19 protein-coding genes and 1 pseudogene are annotated in these 23,424 nt (G+C 62.1%); 13 read left to right on the forward strand and 7 right to left on the reverse strand.

What is annotated here, in order from left to right:
* Positions 1–29: 29 nt before the first annotated feature.
* The 6 genes from ON753_RS15260 to ribB all read left to right on the forward strand — a co-directional run bounded on the left by ON753_RS15260 (position 30) and on the right by ribB (position 5,415).
* Positions 30–158 (forward strand): hypothetical protein, encoded by a 129-nt coding sequence (locus ON753_RS15260; protein WP_265963480.1) that lies wholly within the window; start codon positions 30–32, stop codon positions 156–158.
* Between the two features lie 12 nt (positions 159–170).
* Entirely contained in the window at positions 171–911 is a 741-nt protein-coding gene (locus ON753_RS15265; RefSeq protein ID WP_265963481.1) for a TlyA family RNA methyltransferase, read from the forward strand.
* A 68-nt stretch (positions 912–979) separates the two neighbouring features.
* The gene (locus ON753_RS15270) at positions 980–1,615 is read left to right on the forward strand and encodes a LysE family translocator (RefSeq protein ID WP_265963482.1); all 636 of its coding nucleotides are present in this window, start codon (positions 980–982) and stop codon (positions 1,613–1,615) included.
* Between the two features lie 60 nt (positions 1,616–1,675).
* On the forward strand, positions 1,676–2,908 hold the full coding sequence (locus ON753_RS15275; protein ID WP_265963483.1) for a class I SAM-dependent RNA methyltransferase: 1,233 nt from the start codon (positions 1,676–1,678) through the stop codon (positions 2,906–2,908).
* Between the two features lie 3 nt (positions 2,909–2,911).
* Positions 2,912–4,024: a class I SAM-dependent methyltransferase gene (locus ON753_RS15280; RefSeq protein WP_265963484.1), complete on the forward strand. Its 1,113-nt coding sequence runs from the start codon at positions 2,912–2,914 to the stop codon at positions 4,022–4,024.
* Positions 4,025–4,095: 71 nt separating this feature from the next.
* The gene (gene ribB / locus ON753_RS15285) at positions 4,096–5,415 is read left to right on the forward strand and encodes a 3,4-dihydroxy-2-butanone-4-phosphate synthase (RefSeq protein ID WP_265963485.1); all 1,320 of its coding nucleotides are present in this window, start codon (positions 4,096–4,098) and stop codon (positions 5,413–5,415) included.
* Between the two features lie 367 nt (positions 5,416–5,782).
* On the opposite strand, the gene yghX is transcribed toward ribB, so the two are convergent.
* The gene (gene yghX, locus ON753_RS15290; protein WP_265967169.1) at positions 5,783–6,670 is read right to left on the reverse strand and encodes a YghX family hydrolase; all 888 of its coding nucleotides are present in this window, start codon (positions 6,668–6,670) and stop codon (positions 5,783–5,785) included.
* 142 nt (positions 6,671–6,812) lie between these two features.
* Positions 6,813–7,897, reverse strand: a pseudogene (gene aroC / locus ON753_RS15295) (chorismate synthase).
* Between the two features lie 321 nt (positions 7,898–8,218).
* Between aroC and ON753_RS15300 the strand changes: the two are divergent.
* Positions 8,219–10,522, forward strand: coding sequence for a putative bifunctional diguanylate cyclase/phosphodiesterase (locus ON753_RS15300; protein WP_265963486.1), 2,304 nt, complete (start codon positions 8,219–8,221; stop codon positions 10,520–10,522).
* A 17-nt stretch (positions 10,523–10,539) separates the two neighbouring features.
* On the opposite strand, the gene ON753_RS15305 is transcribed toward ON753_RS15300, so the two are convergent.
* The 3 genes from ON753_RS15305 to fabI form a co-directional block, all read right to left on the reverse strand.
* Positions 10,540–11,709, reverse strand: a complete 1,170-nt coding sequence (locus ON753_RS15305) for a DUF3095 family protein (protein ID WP_265963487.1) — start codon at positions 11,707–11,709, stop codon at positions 10,540–10,542.
* 264 nt (positions 11,710–11,973) lie between these two features.
* Positions 11,974–12,618, reverse strand: a complete 645-nt coding sequence (locus tag ON753_RS15310) for a histidine phosphatase family protein (RefSeq protein ID WP_265963488.1) — start codon at positions 12,616–12,618, stop codon at positions 11,974–11,976.
* An 89-nt stretch (positions 12,619–12,707) separates the two neighbouring features.
* Positions 12,708–13,526, reverse strand: a complete 819-nt coding sequence (gene fabI / locus ON753_RS15315; protein WP_265963489.1) for an enoyl-ACP reductase FabI — start codon at positions 13,524–13,526, stop codon at positions 12,708–12,710.
* 171 nt (positions 13,527–13,697) lie between these two features.
* Between fabI and ON753_RS15320 the strand changes: the two genes are divergently transcribed.
* The 4 genes from ON753_RS15320 (at position 13,698) to ON753_RS15335 (ending at position 20,356) form a co-directional block, all read left to right on the forward strand.
* Complete coding sequence (locus ON753_RS15320; protein WP_265963490.1) at positions 13,698–15,110, forward strand: FAD-binding oxidoreductase; 1,413 nt, start codon at positions 13,698–13,700, stop codon at positions 15,108–15,110.
* Positions 15,111–16,178: 1,068 nt separating this feature from the next.
* Positions 16,179–17,642, forward strand: a complete 1,464-nt coding sequence (dnaA, locus tag ON753_RS15325) for a chromosomal replication initiator protein DnaA (protein ID WP_265963491.1) — start codon at positions 16,179–16,181, stop codon at positions 17,640–17,642.
* 334 nt (positions 17,643–17,976) lie between these two features.
* Positions 17,977–18,408, forward strand: coding sequence for a glyoxalase superfamily protein (locus ON753_RS15330; protein ID WP_265963492.1), 432 nt, complete (start codon positions 17,977–17,979; stop codon positions 18,406–18,408).
* A gap of 184 nt (positions 18,409–18,592) precedes the next feature.
* Positions 18,593–20,356: a caspase family protein gene (locus ON753_RS15335; RefSeq protein ID WP_265963493.1), complete on the forward strand. Its 1,764-nt coding sequence runs from the start codon at positions 18,593–18,595 to the stop codon at positions 20,354–20,356.
* A 9-nt stretch (positions 20,357–20,365) separates the two neighbouring features.
* On the opposite strand, the gene ON753_RS15340 is transcribed toward ON753_RS15335, so the two are convergent.
* Both ON753_RS15340 and ON753_RS15345 read right to left on the reverse strand, forming a co-directional pair.
* Positions 20,366–21,226 carry a methyltransferase gene (locus ON753_RS15340; protein ID WP_265963494.1) on the reverse strand — a complete coding sequence of 287 codons (861 nt, stop codon included), beginning with the start codon at positions 21,224–21,226 and terminating at the stop codon, positions 20,366–20,368.
* A gap of 65 nt (positions 21,227–21,291) precedes the next feature.
* Positions 21,292–22,029: an SOS response-associated peptidase gene (locus tag ON753_RS15345; RefSeq protein WP_265963495.1), complete on the reverse strand. Its 738-nt coding sequence runs from the start codon at positions 22,027–22,029 to the stop codon at positions 21,292–21,294.
* Between the two features lie 266 nt (positions 22,030–22,295).
* On the opposite strand from ON753_RS15345, the gene ON753_RS15350 reads away from it, so the two are divergent.
* On the forward strand, positions 22,296–22,688 hold the full coding sequence (locus tag ON753_RS15350) for a GFA family protein (RefSeq protein ID WP_265963496.1): 393 nt from the start codon (positions 22,296–22,298) through the stop codon (positions 22,686–22,688).
* A 145-nt stretch (positions 22,689–22,833) separates the two neighbouring features.
* The gene (locus ON753_RS15355) at positions 22,834–23,337 is read left to right on the forward strand and encodes a hypothetical protein (RefSeq protein ID WP_265963497.1); all 504 of its coding nucleotides are present in this window, start codon (positions 22,834–22,836) and stop codon (positions 23,335–23,337) included.
* The last annotated feature ends 87 nt before the right edge of the window (positions 23,338–23,424 follow it).

A 23,424-nucleotide genomic window follows, 5' to 3' on the forward strand; every position in this document is an offset into this window, starting at 1 on the left:
CTGTTCCGGAGCAAGCCGCCCGAATGCGAATGCCGCTTTACTTGGGACTGACTGCCGGCGCGACGGTTCTCGTCGCGCTGTCGGTTCTGTTGTGGCTCTATTCAGGCGAACGGGTGTTTGCCGACCGGCTGATTTCCGCAATCGCCGGCTGCTTCTGATCCCGCCCGCACATGTCCAGACAGCGCCTTGACCAGCATCTTGTCGACACCGGTCTGTTTCCCAGCCGGGCCCGGGCCCGGGACGCCGTCTTGCGCGGCACGGTCAAGCTGGAGGGCGCCGTGTGCACCAAGCCGTCCCAGAAGGTCGGTGCGGATGCGTCCGTCAGCGTGGCAGATCCGGCCTCCGGCTATGTCTCGCGCGCCGCGCTGAAGCTGATCGAAGGGCTTTCCCGATTTGCCGTCGACCCGTCCGGCCGGATCTGCCTGGATATCGGCGCTTCCACCGGCGGCTTCACCCAGGTTCTTCTGGAACGGGGCGCGGCCAGGGTGCATGCCATCGACGTGGGCCACGATCAGCTGCATGAAAGCCTGCGGCGTCATCCCGGGGTCGTGGCGCAGGACGGCCTCAATGCACGCGATCTCACCACGGAACACCTTGGCGGCGACCGGCCTGACCTGCTGGTCTCCGACGTCAGTTTCATCTCGCTGAAACTGGCCCTGCCGCCGGCACTTGAAATCGCCGCTCCGGGGGCGGAGGGCGTGTTTCTGGTAAAGCCCCAGTTCGAGGCCGGCAAGGACCGGATCGGCAAGGGGGGACTGGTCGATCCGGCCATTGCCGCAGAGACCGCAAATGATCTGCAGGCCTGGCTCGGTGCTGTTCCGGACTGGCAGGTCGGCGAGTTCGTCCCCTCGCCGGTCAAAGGCGGTGACGGCAACGCGGAGTGGCTGCTTTACGGGAAGAAGACCGGCTGAAATTCAGCTCACCAAGCGCCCCGTTTCTGGTAATTTGCGACGCTTCCGCGCTATCTTCCGAGTGACACATGGAAACGATTGCTCCCTACGTTCCCGGCCTGCTTCTGGTCTATTCCGCTTTTCTGCTTGCCGTCATGAGCCCCGGGCCCGGTGTTCTCGCCCTGATGGGAACATCGATGCATTCCGGTCGGAAGGCGGGCGTGTGCTTTGCCGTGGGCATCGTCCTCGGATCGATCACCTGGGGCACCTTGACCGTCGCCGGGCTTTCCGTGGTAATGGCGAAATTCGGCTACCTGCTGTTCCTCATCAAGATCTTCGGCGGCTGTTACCTGCTCTGGATGGCGTGCAAGGCCTTCCGCTCCGCCACGACGCGGCAGGAGCTGGCCGCGCGGGTCGCCCCGGCCTCCCTGAAACCCCGTCAGCTGATCCTGCGCGGCTATCTGGTGATGCTCACGAATCCGAAGGCGATTTTCAGCTGGATCGCCATTGTTTCGCTCGGAATTCAGAACAACGCGCCCTGGTGGCTCGGCGTCGTGCTGGTCTCAGGCACGACGACCCTGTCGTTCCTGGTCAACATGTCCTACGCCCTGCTCTTTTCCACCAGCGTCATGCTGAGGGCCTACGCACGGGCAAGACGCTCCATCCAGGCGGTTCTGGGCACGTTCTTCGCCTTTGCCGGCGTCAAGATGATCACCTCGGCATAAACCGCGCCAGGCGCTCTGCAAAAGCTTGCTCCTGCGGCGCGTTGGCGCTATCGCTCGGCAATGAGTGAGAGAGAGATTACGATTTCAGAACTCGGCCACCGCGGCGACGGCATCGCGCTGACCGAAAGCGGCCCTGTCTATGTGTCCGGCGCCCTGCCCGGCGAGACCGTCCGGGCCGGAATTGCGGAAGGACGCGCCCGCAATCCCATCATCGAGACCCGTTCGCCGGACAGGATCGAGCCGATCTGCGGGCATTATGAGCGTTGCGGCGGCTGCTCCCTGCAACATCTGGCCGAAAAGCCATATCTTGCCTGGAAGCATGGCCTCGTCGCCAAGGCCCTGGGCGACCGGGGGATCGACTTTCCGGTTTCCGAAACGGTGCCCGCCACCGAGGGCGGCCGCCGCCGGGCGGTTCTGACGGCGACGCGCGCCGGGCGTCACACCGTGCTCGGCTATCATGAAAAGGCCAGCCACCGGCTGGTCGACATCGCCGAGTGCCCGGTTCTCGATCCTTCCATCGTCAGCGCCCTGCAGGGTCTCAAGAGCCTGGCGGCGGAAATCCTGCCGAAGAAGGGCGAGTTGCGCATCGCGGTGCTGGCAACCACCGCCGGTCTGGACGTAGCCTTCGACAAGGCCGACAAGGGCTATGAGAGCAGGATCCCTGCCCTGTCCCGCAAAATCGTCGAGTTGGGGTTCGCCCGCCTGTCGGTCAATGGCGAAGTGCTCCTGGAAGTCCGCCCGCCCATGCTCGACATGAACGGCATCGGGATCGTTCCCGCGCCCGGCGGTTTCGTTCAGGCAACGCTTGCCGCCGAGGAAGCGCTCTCCCGGCTCGTCCTTGCCGGTGTCGGCAAGGCGAAGACCGTGGCAGACCTCTTCTCGGGCGCCGGCACCTTTGCGCTTCGTCTGGGCGCGATTGCCAATGTTCACGCCGTTGAAGGCGATGCGGGCGCAGTTGCCGCTTTCGACAAGGCTCTGCGCAGGGCCCAGGGGCTGAAAAAGGTCACCTTCGAACGGCGGGACCTGTTCCGCCGGCCGCTCGTGCGCGGCGAACTGGAGCCGTATGACGCCGTGGTCTTCGACCCGCCGCGGGCCGGTGCGCAGGCGCAGGCGGAGCAACTGGCAGTCTCGAAGGTCAAGACCGTCGTCGCCGTCTCCTGCAATCCGGCAACGCTCGCCCGGGATCTCAGGATCCTGATCGACGGCGGCTACGTGCTGCAAAGCGTCACGCCCGTGGACCAGTTCGCCTTTTCGCCCCATATTGAGGTGGTGGCAGTCTTGAAGAGGGAGTGAGCCATGAGCGCGGTGGATGACAATACCGGCCCCACGCGGGGGCCCCGCAGGCGTCCGCCGCTCGCGAGCCTTGCCCGGCGCACGCGCTACGCCCTTTACCAGGGCAGCCGGGTTGCCCTCTATACGCTGCATTCGCAAGCCATGCGGCGCATGAACCGACGGCTGCAGAAGGAGTTGACTGAAACGCCCAGGATCGTTCCGGACGGGCCCGTTCCCAGCCAGCGGCGCATGCTTGCCGATATCGTGCAACTGTTCGCCGACGATCTTGCAGCCATCGAGGAAGGGCTCTACCCGATGCCCTCGGATGGCACGATGACGCCGCGCGAACTGCTGGCCACCAGCCGGGCCTTTTTCAGGGACGTGCCGCAGGTCGCCCGCCGGCGGGCGGAGGCGGCGCATCAGGAAGTCAGCGAACGGACTGACGGCTTTGCCGGCGCCCTGCCCCGCTACTACCGCCAGAATTTCCATTTCCAGACCGATGGCTGGCTGTCGGAGGAAAGCGCCAGGCTCTACGATTTCCAGGTTGACGTGCTGTTCTCCGGCGCGACGGCTGCCATGCGCCGGCGGGCCCTAGTACCCTTTGCCCGGATCGTCAAGGCCAGGGACCAGCGCAGGCTCGCCTATGTCGACATCGCCTGCGGCACGGGCGGGCTGCTGCGCAACGCGCTCGCCGCCTTCCCGCGCCTCGCCGGAACCGGGCTCGATCTGTCGGAACCCTATCTCAAGGTCGCCCGCGACCGGACGAAATCCCGCCGCGCCAGCTATGTCACCGCCATGGCGGAGAACCTGCCCTTTGCCGACAACGCGCTCGATGTGGTGTCCTGCGCCTTCCTGTTCCACGAACTGCCGCCGAAGGTTCGCAAGAAGGTGATCGCGGAGGTTGCCCGCGTGCTGAAGCCGGGTGGCTCGTTTCTGTTCGTCGACAGCCTGCAGACGGGCGACGTGCCGGATTATGACGGTCTGCTGTCGGTCTTCCCGCAGCTTTTCCATGAGCCGTACTTTACCTCTTATCTCGGCGAGGACCTGACGGGCCTTTGTGCGGCCCAGGGGCTGGAGCAGCGCTGGATGACGCCAGCCTTCGTGTCCCGCGTGGCGGAATACGTGAAAGCCGGCTGACCTTTCAGTATTGCTGAAATTTTTTCGTCTTTCTCTTGAGGCTGAAGGCGAATACGCGTATATCCGGGCGCATGAGACTGGACCAATGGCTTTTGCAGACGGGAGAGAACCGCAGCGCCTTTGCGCGCCGCGCCAATCTGTCTCCTGCCTCTGTGACGGCCCTGTGCAACGATCCGAACGTCTGGGTGTCGCGGGACATGGCCCGCAAGATCGCCATTGCCACCAATGGCGCCGTCACGCCCAACGATTTTCTCGGACTATCGACAACCAAGGAGCATCCCGTGTCCCAGGCCCGTGTCGCAGAAGCAATCCGCGCATTCGAACGTGGTGAAATGGTGGTCGTGACCGACGATGACGACCGCGAGAACGAAGGCGACCTGATCGTCGCCGCCTCAAAGATCACGCCCGAGCAAATGGCCTTCATGGTGCGCCACACCTCCGGGATCATCTGCGCGCCGATGACGGTCGCCCATGCGCGGCGCCTGCGCCTCGACCCGATGGTGGCGGAAAACGACGCTCCGCTGGCCACCGCCTTCACCATTTCCGTGGACTACCGCCAGGGGCTGACGACGGGCATTTCCGCGGAGGAGCGCTGTTCCACGGTGCGGGCGCTCGCCAATCCGAATGTCGCCGCGGAAGATTTCGTTCGCCCGGGTCACATCTTCCCCCTGGTCGCCAAGGAAGGCGGCGTGATGATGCGCTCCGGCCATACGGAAGCGGCCGTCGATCTCTGCCGTCTCGCGGGGCTTGAACAGGTCGGCGTCATCAGCGAGCTGGTCAACGACGAGGGTACGGTGAAGCGCGGGCAGCAGGTGGCGGAGTTCGCGGCCGAGCACGATCTCAAGATGGTTTCGGTCTCCGACCTGATCGCCTGGCGCCAACGCACCGAGCGCATGGTGGAACGGGTCAACGAACAGCCGGTCGAGACGATTGCGGGTCCCGCCTATGCCATGACCTATTCCACGCCCTACGACCCGATGCATCACGTTGCCATCGTCTATGGCGATATTCTCGACGGCCGCAGCGTGCCGGTGCGGCTGCAACTGGAATCCGTTCTCGACGATGTCTTCGGTCAGGCGCAGCCGCTCGACCACACCATGAAGCATTTTGCCGAGCGCGGCCGCGGCATCATCGTCTACCTGCGTGAGGGCTCCGTCGGTGTCGCGCGCCAGTCCAGGCGCACACGAACCGATTTCGAAGCCGCCGATACCGAGGAGCACAGCTCCGCACGGGCGAGACAGGAACAATGGCGGGAGGTCGGGCTTGGGGCGCAGATCCTCAAGGACCTGGGAGTCACCTCGATCCGCCTGCTGGCCTCCCGCGAACGCCACTACGTCGGTCTGGAAGGCTTCGACATCAAGATCGACGAGACGGAGATCCTCGACATTTGAGGCTGTCGTTCCTGCCCAAGGCCTGATACCAACCGTCACTGATTATGACTCATCTGATGGACCATATCCGGTTTGCCGGCGAGGCGCATCGCGCAGCGCGACCGTCCGGTCGGGCAAGCGATGCAACGACGTCCGGCGGGCCGATATGGTCCACCGAAGGCCGAGTTTTCGAAACGCCCGGACGTCGTTGCGCTTCTTGGCCGATGCCCCGCATCGCCCTGCGAAGCGCTCCTCGCCGGACGGTCCGAAAACTCGGTCAGATGGGTCATAATCAATGACGGTTGGTATGAAACACGGATAAGCCTCCCGCCAGATCGCGGGAGGCTTTGTATTTTCGCGGGCTCTTTTCTAGGTGTGGCCCCATACACTAGGTCAGGTGTTCGTTGAAGAACGCGATCGTGCGCTGTTCGGCGAGCTTTGCCGCTTCCGCGTCGTAGCGTGGCGTCGTGTCGTTGTGGAAGCCGTGGTTCACGCCCGGATACATGTGCATCACGTATTCCTTGTCATTGGCCTTGAGCGCTTCCTCGAATGCCGGCCAGCCTTCGTTGATGCGCTCGTCCAGCTCGGCGTATTGGATCATCAGCGGCGCCTCGATCCGGGAAACGTCGGCCGGATCCGGCTGGCGGCCATAGAAGGGCACGCCGGCGGAAAGTTCCGGATAGGCGACTGCAATTGCATTCACCACGCCGCCGCCATAGCAGAAGCCGACCGCACCGACCTTACCCGTGCTGTCGTCGTGGTTCAGCAGGTATTCGAAGCCGGCGAAGAAGTCGTTCATCAGCTTCGTGCTGTCGACGGTGCGCTGCAGTTCGCGGCCCTCGTCGTCATTGCCCGGATACCCGCCGACGGAGGTCAGTCCGTCCGGCGCGAGCGCCATGAACCCGGCCTTGCCCATGCGGCGGGCGACATCTTCGATGTAAGGATTGAGGCCGCGATTCTCGTGGATGACCAGAACCGCGGGCAGCTTGCCCGTCGCGCCGGCCGGCCTGACCAGATAACCGTTCACCTCGCCGTGGCCATTCGGCGAGGGATAGGTGATCCGCTGCGTTTCGATTGCCGGATCTTCCGGGGGGACCTGTTGGGCGAATGCGTAATTGGGCGACAACTGGTTGAGCAGTACCGCGGCCGTCACACCGCCGACCGCGAATTTGCCCGCGCGATCCAGGAATTCGCGTTTGGTAATCTTCCCGTGCGCGTAGTAATCGTAAAGATCTAACAGTTCCTGCGGAAAATCCTTCGCCGTCATCCGGCGCATCGGTTTCATTTCATTCATGTCGTCACTCCCCTGAAAATGCACGGGTCCACATGCATGTTCAGAAACTAGGAGGATGACATCCAACATCCATGGCTCGGGGCGGGAAGAATTGTAACAACCTGTAACCGGCCAGCCTTGCTGCTTATCCGATCTGGCCCCTGTGGCGGAGAAAGTGATCCGCCAGAACGCATGCCATCATCGCTTCGCCCACCGGTACGGCCCGGATACCGACGCACGGATCGTGGCGGCCCTTGGTCATCACATCCACCTCTTCACCCTGACGGGTGATCGACTTGCGCTCGGTCAGGATCGAGGAGGTCGGCTTGACCGCGAAACGCACGACCAGTGGATCACCGTTTGAAATTCCGCCCAGGACGCCGCCGGCATTGTTCGTCAGGAACACCGGCTGGCCAACGTCGTCTATGCGGATCTCATCGGCATTTTCTTCGCCGGTCAGGTTGGCTGCTTCGAAGCCGTTGCCGATTTCGACGCCCTTCACGGCGTTGATCGACATCATCGCCGCGGCCAGCTCAGTGTCGAGCTTGCCGTAGAGGGGAGCGCCCCATCCGGCGGGGATGCCTTCGGCCACCACTTCGACGACAGCGCCCACCGAGGAGCCCGCCTTGCGGACACCGTCCAGATAATCGGCCCAGAATTCCGCGGCCTTCGCGTCCGCCGAAAAGAACGGGTTGTTGCCCACCTCTGCCCAGTCCCAGTTGCCGCGGTCGATCTTGTGCGGACCGATCTGGACCAGTGCGCCGCGGATGGTCACGCCCTGCAGCACCTTGCGGGCAACGGCACCGGCGGCCACCCGCATGGCCGTCTCGCGTGCGGAGGACCGGCCGCCGCCCCGATAATCGCGGATGCCGTATTTGGCATTGTAGGTGAAGTCGGCATGGCCCGGGCGAAACCGGTCCTTGATTTCCGAATAGTCTTTCGAGCGCTGGTCGGTGTTCTCGACCATCAGGGAGATCGGGGTTCCGGTGGTCTTCTGCAGCCCATCCTCGTCCACCATGACGCCGGAGAGGATCTTCACCTCGTCCGGTTCACGCCGCTGGGTGGTGAAGCGGGACTGGCCGGGCTTGCGCTTTTCCATATAGCCCTGAATGTCGGCTTCCGTCAGCGGGATCAGAGGCGGGCAGCCATCGACCACGCAGCCGATCGCCGGCCCGTGGCTTTCCCCCAGGTGGTGACCCGGAACATATGACCAAAACTGTTATGCGACATGAATGGCTTCCGGTTTTACGGGACAGATGTCAGGGGCCGAGCGATACGCCATACGGCGGGGAAGCTCAAGCCCTCAGTTTTTGGGACGCTTCCCGCCGGCGCGAACGTCCTGCGTCGTCACACCAGGATCAAGAACTGCCGATACATGCACAAGAACTTCGGGCTCCCGAAGACCGGAAACACATGAGGTATAAATACGCATTGGCAGAATACGCGATACAAAGTCGATCCCATAATTTGCCAATCTTTAATGCTCTGCCGCTATTACAGTTGCAACGACAATAATTGGGGCGGAGCACAGAAGTGCGGATCCGGGGCTGGTTGACAGGGCTGATTACCATTTTGCTGGCGCCCAGCCTGGTGTTTGCCTCGCTCTGGTTTCACAACAAATTCGAGAACGTCAAGGCGATCGACCGCAGCCTGACAGGGCTGCACCTGGTGCAGTCCCTTGGCCCGCTGATGCAGATCAAGGCGCTGACGGGCAAGGTTCAGGACACGCCGTATTTCCTTCGCCAGAAGCTGGCGGAATTCAGCGAAACGAACAAATCGGCCGATGTCGTTGAAAACCTGGATGCCTTTCTTGAAGAACCGAACACTCCGCTTGCGCTGCGGCGGGCCAGGAGCGTCGCATCGTCGGTCTCCCAACTGGCGAAGCTCGGCTCATCCACCTCTTACGAAACATCAACGCTTCCGCACCTGATCAACCAGTCCCTTCTGTCGGTCGTCATTGAATCGTCGATCCTGGCGCAGAATGCGCAGGACATGGCAACCCGCAGCCAGATCAACGTCTGGGACAAGATGATGATCCCGGTGCAAGGCGGGCAATTCAAGATTGCTGCCGACAGCGTGGCGCAGGACACCTCATACCATTTCAGGGGGCTCAACAAGGGTTCGAGCGCCGACGCCCTGCGGCAGAAGGCCATGCAGTACCGCAAGGCAAACATCGCCTATCAATCGGCCGGCACCAAGCTGTTGTCATCCGTCATCACGGCCAACAAGGGCTCGGAGATCATTTCCGCTCCCGTGATCGCCGCACAGCCGGAACTCGTGCGGGCCACGTTCGCGCTCTGGCAGGCGGCCGTCGACTATCTCGACAAGGACCTGCAGCAGCAGCGCGCCGAAACCCTGTTTGCCGTGACACTTGCCGGCCTCGCCGGCGGGCTGGTCATCCTGGGTGCGTTTGCGGTTGCTATCGCCCTGAGCCGCGCCCTCGCCGAGCGCACGCTGAAGGAATTCGAAAGCCTCGGCTTCCACGATCCGCTCACCGGCCTGCCGAACCGCCGGGCGCTTCTCAAGACCCTCCGCTCCCTTCCGGCCTCGCGTACGGACGAGCGGATCGGGCTCATCATCGTGGACCTGCGCCACTTCAAGAAGATCAACGACCGTTTCGGGGATCACAACGGCGACTCGATCCTCAGGGAAGTTGCCGAAGAACTGATCGCGTTTGCAGAACCGGACGATTTCGTCTGCCGCACCGGTGGCACCGAATTCCTGCTGCTGCGCCGGCAACTGGCGGATGCTGCGGCGTTCGAGCAACTCGCGGCCGGGATCATTCGGGAGCTGAGCAAGGAGCGGTCCCTCGACGGTCACCGAGCGGCCGTGGAATGCAATGCGGGCCTGTTCATCGGGCAGCCCGGTGCCAAGGTCACCGATCATATTCTCGTCGATGCCGCGCTCGCGCTGCGCTCCGCCAAGCATGGCGGCCCGGGCAAATTCGAACTCTTCACACACGAAATGCGGACCGCGTTCGAAGTCAACGGCGAGACCGCCAAGGAACTGCTGAAGGCCTTGAACGAAGGCGACATCGTGCCCTGGTACCAGCCGCAGGTCGACATTCGCACGGGCGAAATCGTGGGCGCGGAGGCGCTGGTCCGCTGGGTCGGCCATGGCACCGTCCGTTATCCGGGGTCGTTCCTGCCGGCGGCCATGGAAGCCGGATACATGGAACAGATCGACAAGACCGTACGGGAAAAGGCACTGCGCTTTGCCGCGGACCTGAGCAGCGGCAGCTCGCGTCCCGTCCACCTGAGCCTTAACGTTTCCACCGATCTTCTGGGCAGCGCCAGGGCCGTGGCCGCCCTGGACACCCAAGTCCGGGCCCTGGGGCTGACCCCATCCAACGTCAGCCTGGAAATCCTCGAAGCGGTGATGCTCGACGAAATCGCGGCGGCGCCGATCAAGGAAAACATCGCCAGCCTGTCGGAGCACGGCTTCTTCATCGAACTGGACGACTTCGGCACCGGCCACTCGAGCATCTCCAGCCTGCGCGACCTGAAGGTGGACAGGGTAAAGATCGACCGCAGTTTCATTTCCGGCGTGGACGAAGATCCCGATCTGCAAAAGTTCACCAGCGCCCTGATCAATCTCGCCAAGAGCCTCGACATCAGCGTCCTGGCCGAAGGGGTGGAGACGGAAGGCGAGCGGCTCTGGCTGGAGCAGAACGGCTGCGACCTGATCCAGGGCTTCCTGATCTCGAAGGCCGTGCCGGCGGAACAGCTCGCGGGCCTGATCCTGAAACAGAATTACGCGGAGCCTATGCGAGGGCCCACAACGGACCGGGCCACCAGGGACCCAAGCGACCAACAGGTCGTCCTGCTCCGCGGCTCGGACTCCCGCCAAGGCTGAGACGGCATCCCGCCGGTTCACGCTTTCTGCAGGGCCGACTGTCTTTCCTTGAATTGCGACGCGGCAACGGAGAGCCCGCCATCGGCACCGTCCACGAAGTGAATGTGGCGGCTGTTGCCGATGTCCTGCACGAAACAGGTCATCAGCGCCGAATGCGACACGTGCAGTCCGTAAATAACGTCGCCGGCCTCATAGGCGGTCATGAGGCAATCCTCGACCCCGGCAAGCTGCTCCAGCGTCAGGTCGAGCACAAGCTGCAGGCTGTCGCCGACCTTGCGATGATCGGTGTTGAGGCTCATCTCCTCGAAGTATTTCTTCGGGTCCAGGGGTCCGATGCGCTTGCCGGTGGTGTAGGCCATCACGAATACGACGCACTCCAACAAGGTCCTGACCCATCCGCGCAGGCGGTTGTCTGCGAATGCCGTCAGCACTTCCAGCTTGAGCCCCTTCGGCGGGAACTGGAACCGCAAACGGCTTTTTTCCGCCAGCCTTGCCCGGCGGTCGTCGGTCAGCGGATTGAAGCCGAGTTTGCCGGCCACTTCGCTCATGATGTCGCTCATGGGTCTTCGGCCGGTCGGCTTAATGATCAGCGAGACGATATGCCCGTTTTGCGCAGCTAGCGGCTCCCAGCGGCAGGACAGCCCATCCAGCGGCGGAAGGGCGACGTCCTCAACCGGGACAGCGAAGGGTTTGGAGGCCTCCGGATCCTTCAGGATACGGTCGGCGAGGGCAAGTCCGTCGCCCACGATCATCGCCAGGTGGTTGCCAGGGCTGAGGCGGTACTTGCGCAGCCTGACGTCGCCGCCAAGTTTCCTTAGATGCGCAACGGGAATGGCTGCCGCCCGCAGCTCCAGTTCCATCACCTGGCGCGCGAGATCGACCACGCCGGCCAGCGCGTCCCTCCCAGCATCGACGTCATGGGCGGGCACGACCAGCATCGCGCCGTCCCCGCCGAAGACGAACGGAACCCGGTCACGGCCGAGACGGTTGAGAACGGCGGCGATGACCGCCGCACCGACCATGTTGACTTCCTTGTAGCGCCCGGCGGCGATGGCATCGCTCGAGCGCACGATGTCGGCGGCCAGAACGTACCAGTCGCCTGGCACCGGGCGATAGTCGTCGAGGGCACCGACGGTGCTGAAATCGGAAAAACTGGGCAGCTCGCTGTAGAAATCATCCGCTGACACGGCCGGTATCCATTTCACAATGATCGCGACCGACCGACCCTCGATGGTTCCGCCGTCACTCAAGGCATTGTCTAGCACAGTTGCCAGTAATACCAACCGTCATAGATTATGACGGTTGGTATACGTGGCGCTACGGCAACCGGGCCGAGGTTGTCCGCATCCCGCTCGCGCGGCGTCAGGCCGCCGGCGTCCCCAAGACCGCAGGCTGTTTCAATATTCTGAAAGATATCAGATCTTCCGCAGTCGGCCTGGTCCCGGCCTTGATCAGACCTCCTGGAACCGCCCGTTCCGCCAGACAAACACCTTGTCCTGCGGCACGTCCAGCCTGGGCACCGCGTTCACATCAAGCCCTTCGAGCATTCCGCGCAGCACCCGGAAGACGCCGCCATGGGAGACAATGACGGACGGCTTCTCGACCGTTTTCAGCCAGACGCCGATCCGCTTCGCCAGCATTTCATAGCTTTCGCCACTCGGGGGAACGAAACCCCACTTGTCGGCCCGGCGGCGCAGGATCCGGTCCTGCTCCTCGTCGGCCAATTCCTCGAGGGTAAAGCCTTCCCATTCGCCGAAGGTGAGTTCCTTCAACTGGTCGTCCAGACGATAGACTGACGGATCCAGCCCCATGGCCTTTCGCAGCAACTCCATGGTCGCCCGGGTCCGCCCGAGCGGCGAAGACACGAAGTCGAGCGTCTCGTGGCCGATCTGCTGCCCCTCGAGGAAAGCGTTCAGGCGTTCGCCGTTGCCGGCCGCCTGCTGCTCGCCAATCGCGTTGAGAGGCACGTCCCGCTGCCCCTGCATGCGCCCTTCCGCGTTCCAGTCCGTCTGCCCGTGGCGAACGAATATCAGCAACTCCGGGTCATGGAGCTTCGGCAGCAGGATTGGACCCTGTTGGGTTTGAACTTTCGTCATCTACTTATCCGAAGCAAATCATCGGCAAAGCATACCGGAACTTCCAGAAAGAAAAATGGCCGGTCAGATACCGGCCACACCCTCAACGATTAATCTTTCACGACGGAAATATCGGGCGCGTCTACGGCCTTCATGCCGACGATGTTGTAGCCGCAGTCGACGTGCTGGATTTCGCCGGTCACGGCGCGGCCGAGGTCGGACAGCAGGAAAAGGGCGCTGTCGCCGACTTCCTCGATCGTAACCGTGCGGCGCAGCGGCGAATTATACTCGTTCCATTTCAGGATATAGCGGAAGTCACCGATGCCTGAGGCGGCCAGCGTCTTGATCGGCCCGGCGGAAATCGCATTGACGCGGATGTTCTGGGGTCCCAGATCCATGGCCAGGTATTTCACGCTCGTCTCCAGCGCCGCCTTGGCAACACCCATGACGTTGTAGTGCGGCATGACCTTTTCCGCCCCGTAGTAGGTCAGCGTCAAAATGGAGCCGCCGCCGGACATCAGCTTTTCGGCGCGCTGCGTGACCGCTGTCAGGGAATAGCAGGAAATGTCCATCGTCCGGGCGAAGTTGCCCGATGACGTGTCGACAAACCGGCCGGTCAGCTCCGACTTGTCGGAAAAGGCGACCGCATGGACGAGAAAATCGATGCTGCCCCATTTCTCTTCCACCGTCCTGAAGACGGCATCGATCGAGGCGCCGTCAGTTACGTCGCAATGTCCGACGACCGATGCGCCCAGTTGTTCCGCCAGCGGGTCGACGCGCCTTTTCAGCGCATCGCCCTGGTAGGTAAGTGCCAGTTCGGCTCCAGCGTCGGCCAGCGCTTTGGCAATTCCCCAGGCAATCGATTTGTTGTTTGCCACGCCCAGGATCAAGCCACGTTTGCCGTTCATCAGTCCGCGCGTTTCCGCCATCGTCATCTCCGAAAAGGATTCAAATACCACCCCAACGGGCTGGCATCCTATGGCACAAGGGGTTACGTCCTTCAAGAGACCCGGCGGCGGAATGAAGCGTCGACGGGGGCGCGATCAGCCACTATGTTGGCGCCCGAAATTCACTGCCTAACATCACGAGGACCTCGCTTTATGGAGAGCTCTCCCCATGCCGAACGCTTCGCCGAACTGATCGGCGCAGCCAATGTATTGACCTCCCCCGACGACCAGGCCCCCTACCTGACAGAGTGGCGGGATCTCTATCAGGGCGTCACCCCGATGGTGCTGCGCCCGGGCACCACGGAAGAAGTCGGCGCGGTGATGACCTATGCTTACAGCCACGGTCTGAAGATCGTCCCGCAGGGCGGCAACACCGGTCTCGTCGGCGGTCAAATCCCGCAGGAAACCGGGGACGAGATCGTTCTGTCCCTCGCCCGCCTCAACAAGATCCGGTCCGTCGATCCGGCCGGTTTCACCATCACGGTGGAAGCCGGCGTCGTGCTTGAGACGCTGCAAAACGAGGCGGAAAAAGTCGACCGCCTGTTCCCGCTTGCGCTCGGCGCGCAGGGCTCCTGCCAGATCGGCGGCAACATTTCCACCAACGCCGGCGGCACCGCCGTGCTGGCCTACGGCAACACCCGCGACCTGGTTCTGGGACTGGAAGTGGTGCTGCCGACCGGCGAGATCTGGAACGGTCTGAGGACCCTTCGCAAGGACAATACCGGTTATGATTTGAAACAATTATTTATCGGCGGGGAAGGAACCCTGGGGATTATTACCGCCGCATCGCTGAAGCTTTTTGCCAAGCCGAAAAAACTGGAAGCCGCGTTCATCGGATTGCCGGACCCGCATGCCGCGCTCAAGCTCTTTACCATGGCCAAAACCCAGGCCGGACCGGTGCTCACCGGTTTCGAAATCATGCCGCGCGTCGGTGTCGAGTTCTGCCTGCGGCATCTGGAGGGCGCGCGCGATCCCCTGGAGAGCGAACACGCCTGGTACGTCCTGATGGAACTTGCCAGCGGTTCGGACGCCTTCCCGGTGCGCGACCTGATGGAGAGCATCCTGGGAGAAGCCTTCGAGGAAGGCCTCGTCGAGGATGCGGCATTCGCGCAGAACCTTACCCAGGTCCAGGACTTCTGGCACATCCGCCACGGCATGTCGGAAGTGCAGAAGCCGGAAGGCGGCTCCATCAAACATGACGTGTCCGTTCCCGTCGCCTCCGTCCCCGACTTCCTGGACCGGGCCATTGCGGCGGTTGACGCCTTTGCTCCGGGCTGCCGGCCCGTGCCTTTCGGCCACATGGGCGACGGCAATATTCACTTCAACGTCAGCCAGCCGGTCGGGGCCGACAAGCAGGAGTATCTCGCCAGGTGGGACGAGATGAATGCACTCGTCCATGGCATCGTCCGCGAATTCGGCGGGAGCATCTCCGCCGAACACGGCATCGGCCGTCTGAAGCGCGATCTCCTGAAGGACGTGAAGCAGCCGATCGAGCTGGAGCTGATGCAGCGCGTCAAGGCGGCCTTCGACCCGAAGGGTCTTCTCAACCCCGGTCGGATCCTGTGACCGGGGAACTTGGTTATAGCTCATAACCAAAGTGAGCGGCCGCTCTCTAGTCAGGGGGCGGCCGTTCAGTTCATTGGCCTCCGAAGCTCTTTCGGATTGGTCCCTGCGGTCGGCCGAGGCTCGTTGAAGCCCCCCGCCGCGTCCGCGCTGGCCAGGGCATAAAAAGAAAAAACCACCGGGCCTGGAGATCGTCCGGGTATTACTACTCTCTTCTTTGAGAACATCTCAGAGCGGCCGTCCCCGTGCCGCAACAAGCCGGACGTCACGGACCGACAGGATTGTCCGGGATCAATCAATTGTCAAATATGTCGATGGGTCTAATGCTGGGGACAAAGGCCAAGTCTCGTCACATGTGTGGCATTGAAACGATCTCTTTCTCACAATCGGGCAGCTTGCTGATCTGAAACAAGCTTCGAAGACGGGCCTGCCGCGTTTTAATTTCCTCACCTGGTCAATTTATCCCGATATGGCCACATTGTTTTCCCCAGATTCGGCTCGCAAAGGCGGCCAGGGGCACCGCCGATTTGCGATTTTCACCGATTTCAAAAAATGGCCACAGTTTCGCCGCCTTGCCGCCCCTGTCAGAAATGGCTCCCATTTTCAAGAATTTCGCCCCCCTTCCCCTGCTGAAACTTCCGATTTCTGCACCTGTCGTTTGAAAACTCGAAGAAAAATTTCCTGAAAGTTAAATTTTTCCTAAAGTTTCTCCGAAGAGCGAAAAGCTCGCGGGAATCAACAAGGGAGGAAGAACTCTCTGAGGACTTGTAACACGCATCGGTAGCAAGATCAGGCAGATTCTATAAGTAAAATTTACATCAGGATCAGCCCGTATAAACAAAACTTACAATACCAGGCGTCTATGACCTCATAAGAATTAGCTATTTGAAAACATGGTAAGCAAATGGTTAATAAACAGTCATAGGCGTTAACAAGCCAAACCGGTCCAGGGACCAGCAATAGGTCTCGGACCAGAAATAAGAAACGGGCAGCGGGGGGTCAATCTCGCGGCTCATCACAGTGCACGGAGGGGAACGGATCACACGTTCCCTGAGCTCTATGGAGGCCACTATGCAGGTTCAGAACCTAGCCGGTTCGGATCAATGGGATCGCGTGAAAAAAGAGCTGAGGAACGTACTCGGCGAAGACGTCTTTTCCAACTGGTTCGGCAGGGTAAACCATGAAGAAACCACGGGCGACGCAGTTCGACTGTCGGTGCCGACCCGCTTCCTGAAAAACTGGATCCAGAGCAACTACGAGAAACAACTCGTCGGTCTCTGGAAGCGCGAGCACGACGACATCAAGCGTATCGAATTGACCGTGCGTGGCGCTCTGCGCCCCCGTCAGCTGAATGGCGCCCATGCCCCGAAGGCAATCACCGCGCGCCGGATCAGCGGCCGCCCTGCCCCGTTCAGCAGCACGCCGCAATTCGGTTCGTCCGGAAATTCGTTGTCAATTCCGTGCCTTATGGACATGGGCGAGGAAGCAGCCGCCGGTTTCCTGAGCGGTGCTGCGCTCAATCCGAAGCTGACCTTCGATTCCTTCGCGGAAGGTTCGTCCAACAGCCTGGCCTGCGCCGCGGTGCGCCAGATGGCGGCTGGCCATGAGGGCGCGCTGGATCTGCTTTATATCCATTCGGCAACCGGCATCGGCAAAACCCACCTGCTGCAGGCCGCCGCGAGCGAAGCCCGCAGGGCGGGCCGGCAGGTTGCCTATATCTCGGCGGAATACTTCATGTACCACCTGGTACCTGCCCTGCGCACGCCGGCTTTCCCCGTGCTGCGCCAGGCGATGAAGTCCATCGACCTGCTGCTGATCGACGACCTTCAGTTCCTCCACGGCAAACAGGCCCATGACGAATTCAGCAAGACGCTGGAAATGCTGATGGAATCTCCTCCGCGGATCATCATGGCCTCGGACCGCGCTCCCGAACATCTCGACACGCTGAGCCCGGATGTGCGCCACCGGATCCATAAAGGCGAAGTCGTCGGCATTCAGTCAACCGACTACGCCCTGCGCAACGAGATCCTGAAGAAGCGTATTGCGGCCGCGCGGCGGACCCATCCGGGCTTCTCCGTGCCGGATGAAGTCGTCGACTATATCGCGTGCTACGTCATCGCCTCCGCGCGGGACCTGGAAGGCGCGCTGAACCGGCTCTTTGCGCATAACCAGTTGACCAAGCAGCCGGTGACGATGGCCTTGGCCGAGAAGACTCTGCACGATCTGGTGCGGATCGGCGAGCCACGGTCCATCAAGGTTGAAGAAATCCAGCAGGTTGTCTGCAAGCACTTCAGCGTCACGAAGGCGGACCTTTTGTCCTCCTGCCGGGCCCGCACACTGGTGCGCCCGCGGCAGATCGCGATGTATATCGCCAAGGTGATTACCGGCCGTTCCCTGCCGGAAATCGGCCGCCGCTTCGGCAACCGCGATCATACGACGGTTCTGCATGCGGTGCGCAAGATCGAGGACATGGTGAGCAAGGACAAGGCGCTCGCGCAGGAAGTCGAACTTCTCAAGCGTCTCATCCACGCCTGATCCGTTTCGGTGCCCCTATGCCCTGCGGCAGCGGGTACGCCCGCTTCCGTTCAACTGACCCGGCGGTGGCGACCGCCGGTGTTTCATCCAACCTCCTCCCTTGCCTTGAAGCCGCTTTTCAGCGGCTTCCTTTTTGTCCCGTTGACAGCGCCTGCCCTTGCGCCTATGGCTGTCCCCGGTTCGAGGGAACCGGCCGCCCGCAGGCTTCCGGCCAAGGTGAATGCCCTCACGCGAAGATCTCATTCGCGTACTGATCGACCTTCACAAGGATGTGCAGGCTGATGGCAATGCGGGCCCCATTTTAAATGCCTGCCTTTCTTGAAAAGGTACTGTCATGACGCTTCCAGGCGTTGCCGAACTCAAGGCTCAAGCCCGGCGGCTGCGTGCCGCGCTGGCGGCCAGCGGCCAGACACTCTCTCACAGCCAGTCTCTGGAGCTTCTGTCCGCCCAATACGGTTTCCGGGACTGGAACACGGCGTGCGCCGCCGCCAGCAGCATTCCGGCTCCCTCCTTTGCCGTCGGCAGCAGGGTCTGCGGTCACTATATGCAAAAGACGTTTGCCGGAGAAATCATCGGTCTGTCCAAACTGGGCCGGTCGGGCCATATCCGTGTGACCGTTCAATTCGACCAGCCGGTCGATGTGGTGAGTTTCGATAGCTTTTCCGCCCACCGCAGCCGGGTGACCTCGGTCATCCGCGAAGACGGGCTGTCGGTTTCCAAAACGTCGAACGGCGAGCCTCATCTGAAAATGAAACTTGCCGACTGAACTCGTCCGCCGCCGTGCCGTCCGGATCAGCAGATGTTCAATCGGCCGTGATTGCGCATCTGCTGATCCGGACGGAGCGTCTCCATGATTTCATGAATTGCAAGGAAAGCCGTGGCATACTCGAAGCCGTGAGGTTATCGGGCCGGGCGGCCTGACCTCGATCGATCAATCGCGGGGATCCGATATGAGCCGGAGTATGCCGGGCAGCGTGGCTTTGCCGAGGTTTTTCGTCCTGTTGGCGGCAGCGTTCTGTCTTTACGCCGTTGCCGCCGTTTCCGAGGCGCGCGCCTCCGTCATGCCGGGCGGGAACAGCGGTTGGCTGGTGGTCGCCAGCCGTCCGGATGTCAACGCGGCGATTTCGGTGGCGAACGGCTATGCGGGCCGGTTTCCGCAAACAACCGTATTCCAATCGAACAACGGCTGGTATGCGGTCACGCTCGGTTGGATGGGTCAGCCCGCGGGCAATGCCTACAGGAGCCGGCTGATCTCCAGCGGCGCCGTTCCCGACGACAGTTATTTTCACAATGGCGAGCGCTTCCAGTACGTGGTCTGGTCGGCAACGGGCCTCACCGGCGGTGCCTCGCAGGCCCTCTTCGCCGCGACCGTCATCACGGATGGCGGCGGGGCCTCGGGCAGGACGCCGCCATCGGCGCAAGCCTATGTGCGGGGTCTCGATCCGCGCGGCGACAATTTCCTTTCGCTGCGCACCGGCCCCGGCAGCGGCTACAGGGAAATCAGCCGCCTGCGGGAAAACACGCCGCTGACGATCCTTGGACGAAACGGTTCCTGGCTGAATGTGGCCCTGGCCGATGGCCGTTCCGGCTGGGCCTACAGCAAATATGTCGCCTCGGCGCCCGGCGACCAGGCCTCTGCGGATCCAGCGCCTCCCGCCACCCCGACGCGCACGATCAATCCGCCACGTTCCGCGATTGTCGGCGACCTGAGCGGCAGCGGCGATGATTTCCTGTCGCTCCGCTCCGGGGCCGGCGGCGGTCATGCGGAAGTCGCCAGGTTGCTGGAAGGCACTGAAGTCAGGATGCTGACCCAGCAGGGCGCCTGGGTCGAGGTCGAACTCACCAACGGAATGCGCGGGTGGACCTACGGAAGTTATCTGGCCGCCGCCCCGCCGCAGCAGGGCGCCGATCAAGCCGCCGCACCCGACATTCCTGTCATCGGCCCGGAACCGCGTTCCGATCAGCAGGCGAGCCCCACCGCCGGCCTGCCCGACCTTTCCACGCTGCCCGAGGGCAAACGTGTCGCGCTCGTCATCGGCAACTCCGACTATGAACACGCGCCGCTTCTGCCCAATCCCAGGAACGATGCCACGCGCCTGACGGAAACGCTGGAGCGGCTCGGCTTTACCGTCATACTCGGCCTCGACCAGTCCAAGGTGGCCATGGAAGGCAGTGTCCGGTCTTTCGTGGGCGCAACCAGGGATGCGGACGTGGCGCTGTTCTTTTACGCCGGCCACGCCATGCAGATGGACGGCCGGAACCTTCTCATTCCGATCGACGCGAAGCTTGAAGATTCCACGGCGGCCGATTTCGAAACGATCGAGCTCGGCACGATCCTGAACTACATGAACGCGCCCGGCCGGCTTTCCATTGCGCTGCTGGACGCGTGCCGGGACAATCCCCTGTCCCGCCGCTTCGCCCGCACATTCGGCGCAAGCAGAAGCTCCTTTGTCAGCCGCGGGCTGGCCGCGCCCGAGGCGGGCGGCGGCAACGTCCTTATCGGCTTTGCCACGGCTCCGGGAGAAGTTGCGCTTGACGGCGATGGCGACAACAGCCCGTTCACGATTGCGCTTCTCAAGCATATCGAAACGCCGGGCCTGGAAATCGAGATCATGATGAAACGTGTGAAGGCCGACGTTTATGAAGCCACGCAAGGCTCACAGTCGCCCTGGCACAATTCGGCGCTTCGGCGCGAGTTCTATTTTCTGAAGTAATATCAACCGTCAGCGCAGCCGGGCCATGACCAGATGGCCAGGAACGGGAACGCCCTCCTCCAGCCTGACGGTGATCGGATCCATTGCCAGGATTTCGAATCCGGCCCTGTCCAGAGCGGTTCGAATATAGGTTTCGCCTTGCGCGAAGCGGCTCTTGGGCCCTACCATATAGGGTCGCCCCTGGAGGATTTCCTCGGCAAGGGTTTCCGTTGAAAAGGCAAGGCACCCTTTGGGGTTCAGGCGATCGGCCGCCCCCGCCAGGAACGCCTCCACGGCGCCGAGGTAAGGCAGCACGTCGGTTGCGGCAATCAGGTCCCAAGCGGGACGCGAGCCGTCCTCTTCCTCGAACTCCTTCAGGAAGTCGACCGCCTCACCAACATAAAGGTCATCGTAGACGTCCCGGTCATAGGCAAGTTCGATGATCCGCTCCGACAGGTCCACGCCGGTCCTGTGCGTGGTGCAGTCCGCCACGGCCATGCCGGTCAGCCCGGTGCCGCAGCCAAGATCCAGCATGCGCTCGAACGGGCCGAGCCCCAGGCGCTGGATCAGATCGCGGACGAGCAGCGGCACGCAGTAGCCGAGCTCGTCGACCAGGATTTCGTCGAATATATCGGCATGCTGATCGAACAGCGTCGCCACATAGGCATCCGGCATTTTTTCCGGTGACTGTTCTGCGCCGATCGCGGCAAGACGAATGCTGACGCCGCCCGGGTCCGACGGGTCGAGCTCCAGTGCCTGGCGATAGGCTTCCGCCGCACCCTGGAAGTCGCCTTCCTTCTGCAGCTTCAGGCCGCGGTTATAGGCTTCCGCCAGCGCCTCGTTGTCCATCGAACTGTCTGTGTCGAGGGCCTGATTGTCGTTGTCGCTCATCGTATCGTCCTTGCCCGAATGCCTTCTACCGGGGACCGGAGGCTTTTGCACGGCAAAACTGCCCGTCAGAACAGATCGAGCTGGCTGGCGGCGGCGGAACGGGGTGCCGTTTCCGTGTTCTGTTCCCTGTCGTCGAACGGGACCGGGATCAGCAGGTCGGCATCGTCATTGGCCACCATGTTGACGCGGCTGGAGACCGGGACCGCCACAAGGAAATCGTCTTCGACCGGCCGGAGCAACTTGCGGGCCTCGCGCCTGTCCACGTTGGCGACATCGAGCCAGGTGTCGAAGACATCGGGTTTCAGGATCACCGGCATGCGGTCATGGATGCCGGACATCATGCGGTTCGACCGGGTGGTGAGAATCGCTCCGGTATCGATTTCGCCGCCATCGGGGTCCGACCATGTGTCCCAGAGGCCGGCAAAGCCCATCACGCCGCCATCGGCCGGGCTGATCCAGAAGGGCTGCTTGCCATCGGGTGTGCGCCGCCACTCGTAAAATCCCGATGCCGGGATGAGGCAACGGTGGTGGCGCATGGCGGAGCGGAAGGAAGGTTTGTCCGTGGCTGTCTCGGCTCTGGCGTTGATCAGCAGCGTGAAGCTTGCCGGATCCTTCACCCACCCCGGGACCAGACCCCAGCGGATGAGATGAAACCGTCGCCTGCCGCCCAGTTCCTGGCGCACGATGGCAATCGGCTGTGTCGGGGCGATATTGTAGCGGGGCGGAAAATTGGGAAGGTCTTCATAGCTGAAGAATTTCCGAACTGCGTCCGGCGGGGTTGTCAGGGCAAATCGGCCGCACATCTTGTCTCTCCGTTCCTTAGGTCAAGGGATTGAGGCCGGCCCTGGACTTACCCGACAAGCGGCCAGATCGGTCGCCGCGAGATGCCTTCCGATGAAAGCGGAGACGGCGCTCGATCTCAAGCGGTTCCCGCCGCCGGACCCGTTATCCTGTGGACGCCTGGAAGTTCGCCTCGAAGAACGGCCCGGTTCCGCTGTGGCGGGGAATTGCAATGATCGGGCTGCGCATTCTAAATATGCCATGCGCTTGATTTCGAAGGAGACGCAGCATGGACCGATTCACCGGCGGCTGCCTGTGCGGTAATGTCCGAGTCGTGGCGTCAGGCCAACCCTATCGGGTCGGTCTTTGCCATTGTCTCGACTGCCGCAAGCACCATGGGGCTCTTTTCTACGCGTCTGCGGTGTTCCCTCAGGATGCGGTGACGATCGAGGGCGAAACACGTGACTATGCCGGGCGGTTTTTCTGTCCGCGCTGCGGCTCGTCGGTTTTCGCACGCTTCGAGGACGAGATCGAAGTCCACCTAGGATCCCTGGATGCCCCCGACCAACTGGTGCCGACTTACGAAAGCTGGGTCATCCGCCGCGAATCCTGGCTACCGCCGTTTCCACTCACCAGACGCTACGACCGCGATCGTGACGAGACGGGCCGCTTCGAGGAATAGGCCGCGCGAATTGTTTATTGCGGCGCGAGACATGCCATTCCGCAGGCCGTTACCGGTCGATCTGTCCGGTGGTATTAGGCAATTGGAAACAAAAACGAAGTACCCTGACGGGCACATTGATCATCGGGGGACAGGTATGGAATGTTTGCATCCAGTTTTGGGCGCCGGAGAACTGGCAGCCGATCGGCTGGAGCAGGCAAACATCAATGCCCAGACCGGCCTTGCGACCGATTACCTCAATCACTTCAACGAAGTCATGATGCTCCTGGAAATGCTTCCGGCCATGCCGGATTGCGCCGAGGACGTTCTGGAATGGGAACCGCTCGACTATGTCGGCCATTTCGAGAACTCGACGTTCAAGGACAAGAACCTCGCCATCCAGGCCTATCACGCCGCACCGGCCAAGTTGCGCAATCATCTGGAAATTCAGGTGAAGGAGATCAACGCGCTGGTCGGCCGGATCCAGGAGCAGCTTCGCCAGGCTCCGGACGCCGCGACGGTCGCCGTGGAGATTGCCGAAGTGGCGACGCACGAGATCAAGCCGCTGATTTCCATTGCGGGCGCGGTCATCCATGGCCATGTTGAGCCCGAAGCAACCCAGCACGAAGGCGATGGCGCCCAGGCGGAAATCGACGCCCTGTTCGCCTAGGGTACGGACTCACAAAATTGAACGCACTGGCGTCAAAACGGCAAGGAGCGGGGAGGAAAAGTCCGCGGGTCGATGCTTGTGCATCGG

Source organism: Roseibium salinum, from assembly GCF_026240905.1.
GTDB classification, from domain to species: Bacteria; Pseudomonadota; Alphaproteobacteria; order Rhizobiales; family Stappiaceae; genus Roseibium; species Roseibium salinum.

What these genes read in the sequence shown, in the direction of transcription:
- ON753_RS15260 (WP_265963480.1), top strand. Translation starts at nt 30, where the DNA reads ATGCCGCTTTACTTGGGACTGACTGCCGGCGCGACGGTTCTCGTCGCG.
- ON753_RS15265 (WP_265963481.1), top strand. Translation starts at nt 171, where the DNA reads ATGTCCAGACAGCGCCTTGACCAGCATCTTGTCGACACCGGTCTGTTT.
- ON753_RS15270 (WP_265963482.1), top strand. Translation starts at nt 980, where the DNA reads ATGGAAACGATTGCTCCCTACGTTCCCGGCCTGCTTCTGGTCTATTCC.
- ON753_RS15275 (WP_265963483.1), top strand. Translation starts at nt 1,676, where the DNA reads ATGAGTGAGAGAGAGATTACGATTTCAGAACTCGGCCACCGCGGCGAC.
- ON753_RS15280 (WP_265963484.1), top strand. Translation starts at nt 2,912, where the DNA reads ATGAGCGCGGTGGATGACAATACCGGCCCCACGCGGGGGCCCCGCAGG.
- ribB (WP_265963485.1), top strand. Translation starts at nt 4,096, where the DNA reads ATGAGACTGGACCAATGGCTTTTGCAGACGGGAGAGAACCGCAGCGCC.
- yghX (WP_265967169.1), bottom strand. Translation starts at nt 6,670, where the DNA reads ATGCGCCGGATGACGGCGAAGGATTTTCCGCAGGAACTGTTAGATCTT.
- ON753_RS15310 (WP_265963488.1), bottom strand. Translation starts at nt 12,618, where the DNA reads ATGACGAAAGTTCAAACCCAACAGGGTCCAATCCTGCTGCCGAAGCTC.
- fabI (WP_265963489.1), bottom strand. Translation starts at nt 13,526, where the DNA reads ATGGCGGAAACGCGCGGACTGATGAACGGCAAACGTGGCTTGATCCTG.
- ON753_RS15320 (WP_265963490.1), top strand. Translation starts at nt 13,698, where the DNA reads ATGGAGAGCTCTCCCCATGCCGAACGCTTCGCCGAACTGATCGGCGCA.
- dnaA (WP_265963491.1), top strand. Translation starts at nt 16,179, where the DNA reads ATGCAGGTTCAGAACCTAGCCGGTTCGGATCAATGGGATCGCGTGAAA.
- ON753_RS15330 (WP_265963492.1), top strand. Translation starts at nt 17,977, where the DNA reads ATGACGCTTCCAGGCGTTGCCGAACTCAAGGCTCAAGCCCGGCGGCTG.
- ON753_RS15335 (WP_265963493.1), top strand. Translation starts at nt 18,593, where the DNA reads ATGAGCCGGAGTATGCCGGGCAGCGTGGCTTTGCCGAGGTTTTTCGTC.
- ON753_RS15340 (WP_265963494.1), bottom strand. Translation starts at nt 21,226, where the DNA reads ATGAGCGACAACGACAATCAGGCCCTCGACACAGACAGTTCGATGGAC.
- ON753_RS15345 (WP_265963495.1), bottom strand. Translation starts at nt 22,029, where the DNA reads ATGTGCGGCCGATTTGCCCTGACAACCCCGCCGGACGCAGTTCGGAAA.
- ON753_RS15350 (WP_265963496.1), top strand. Translation starts at nt 22,296, where the DNA reads ATGGACCGATTCACCGGCGGCTGCCTGTGCGGTAATGTCCGAGTCGTG.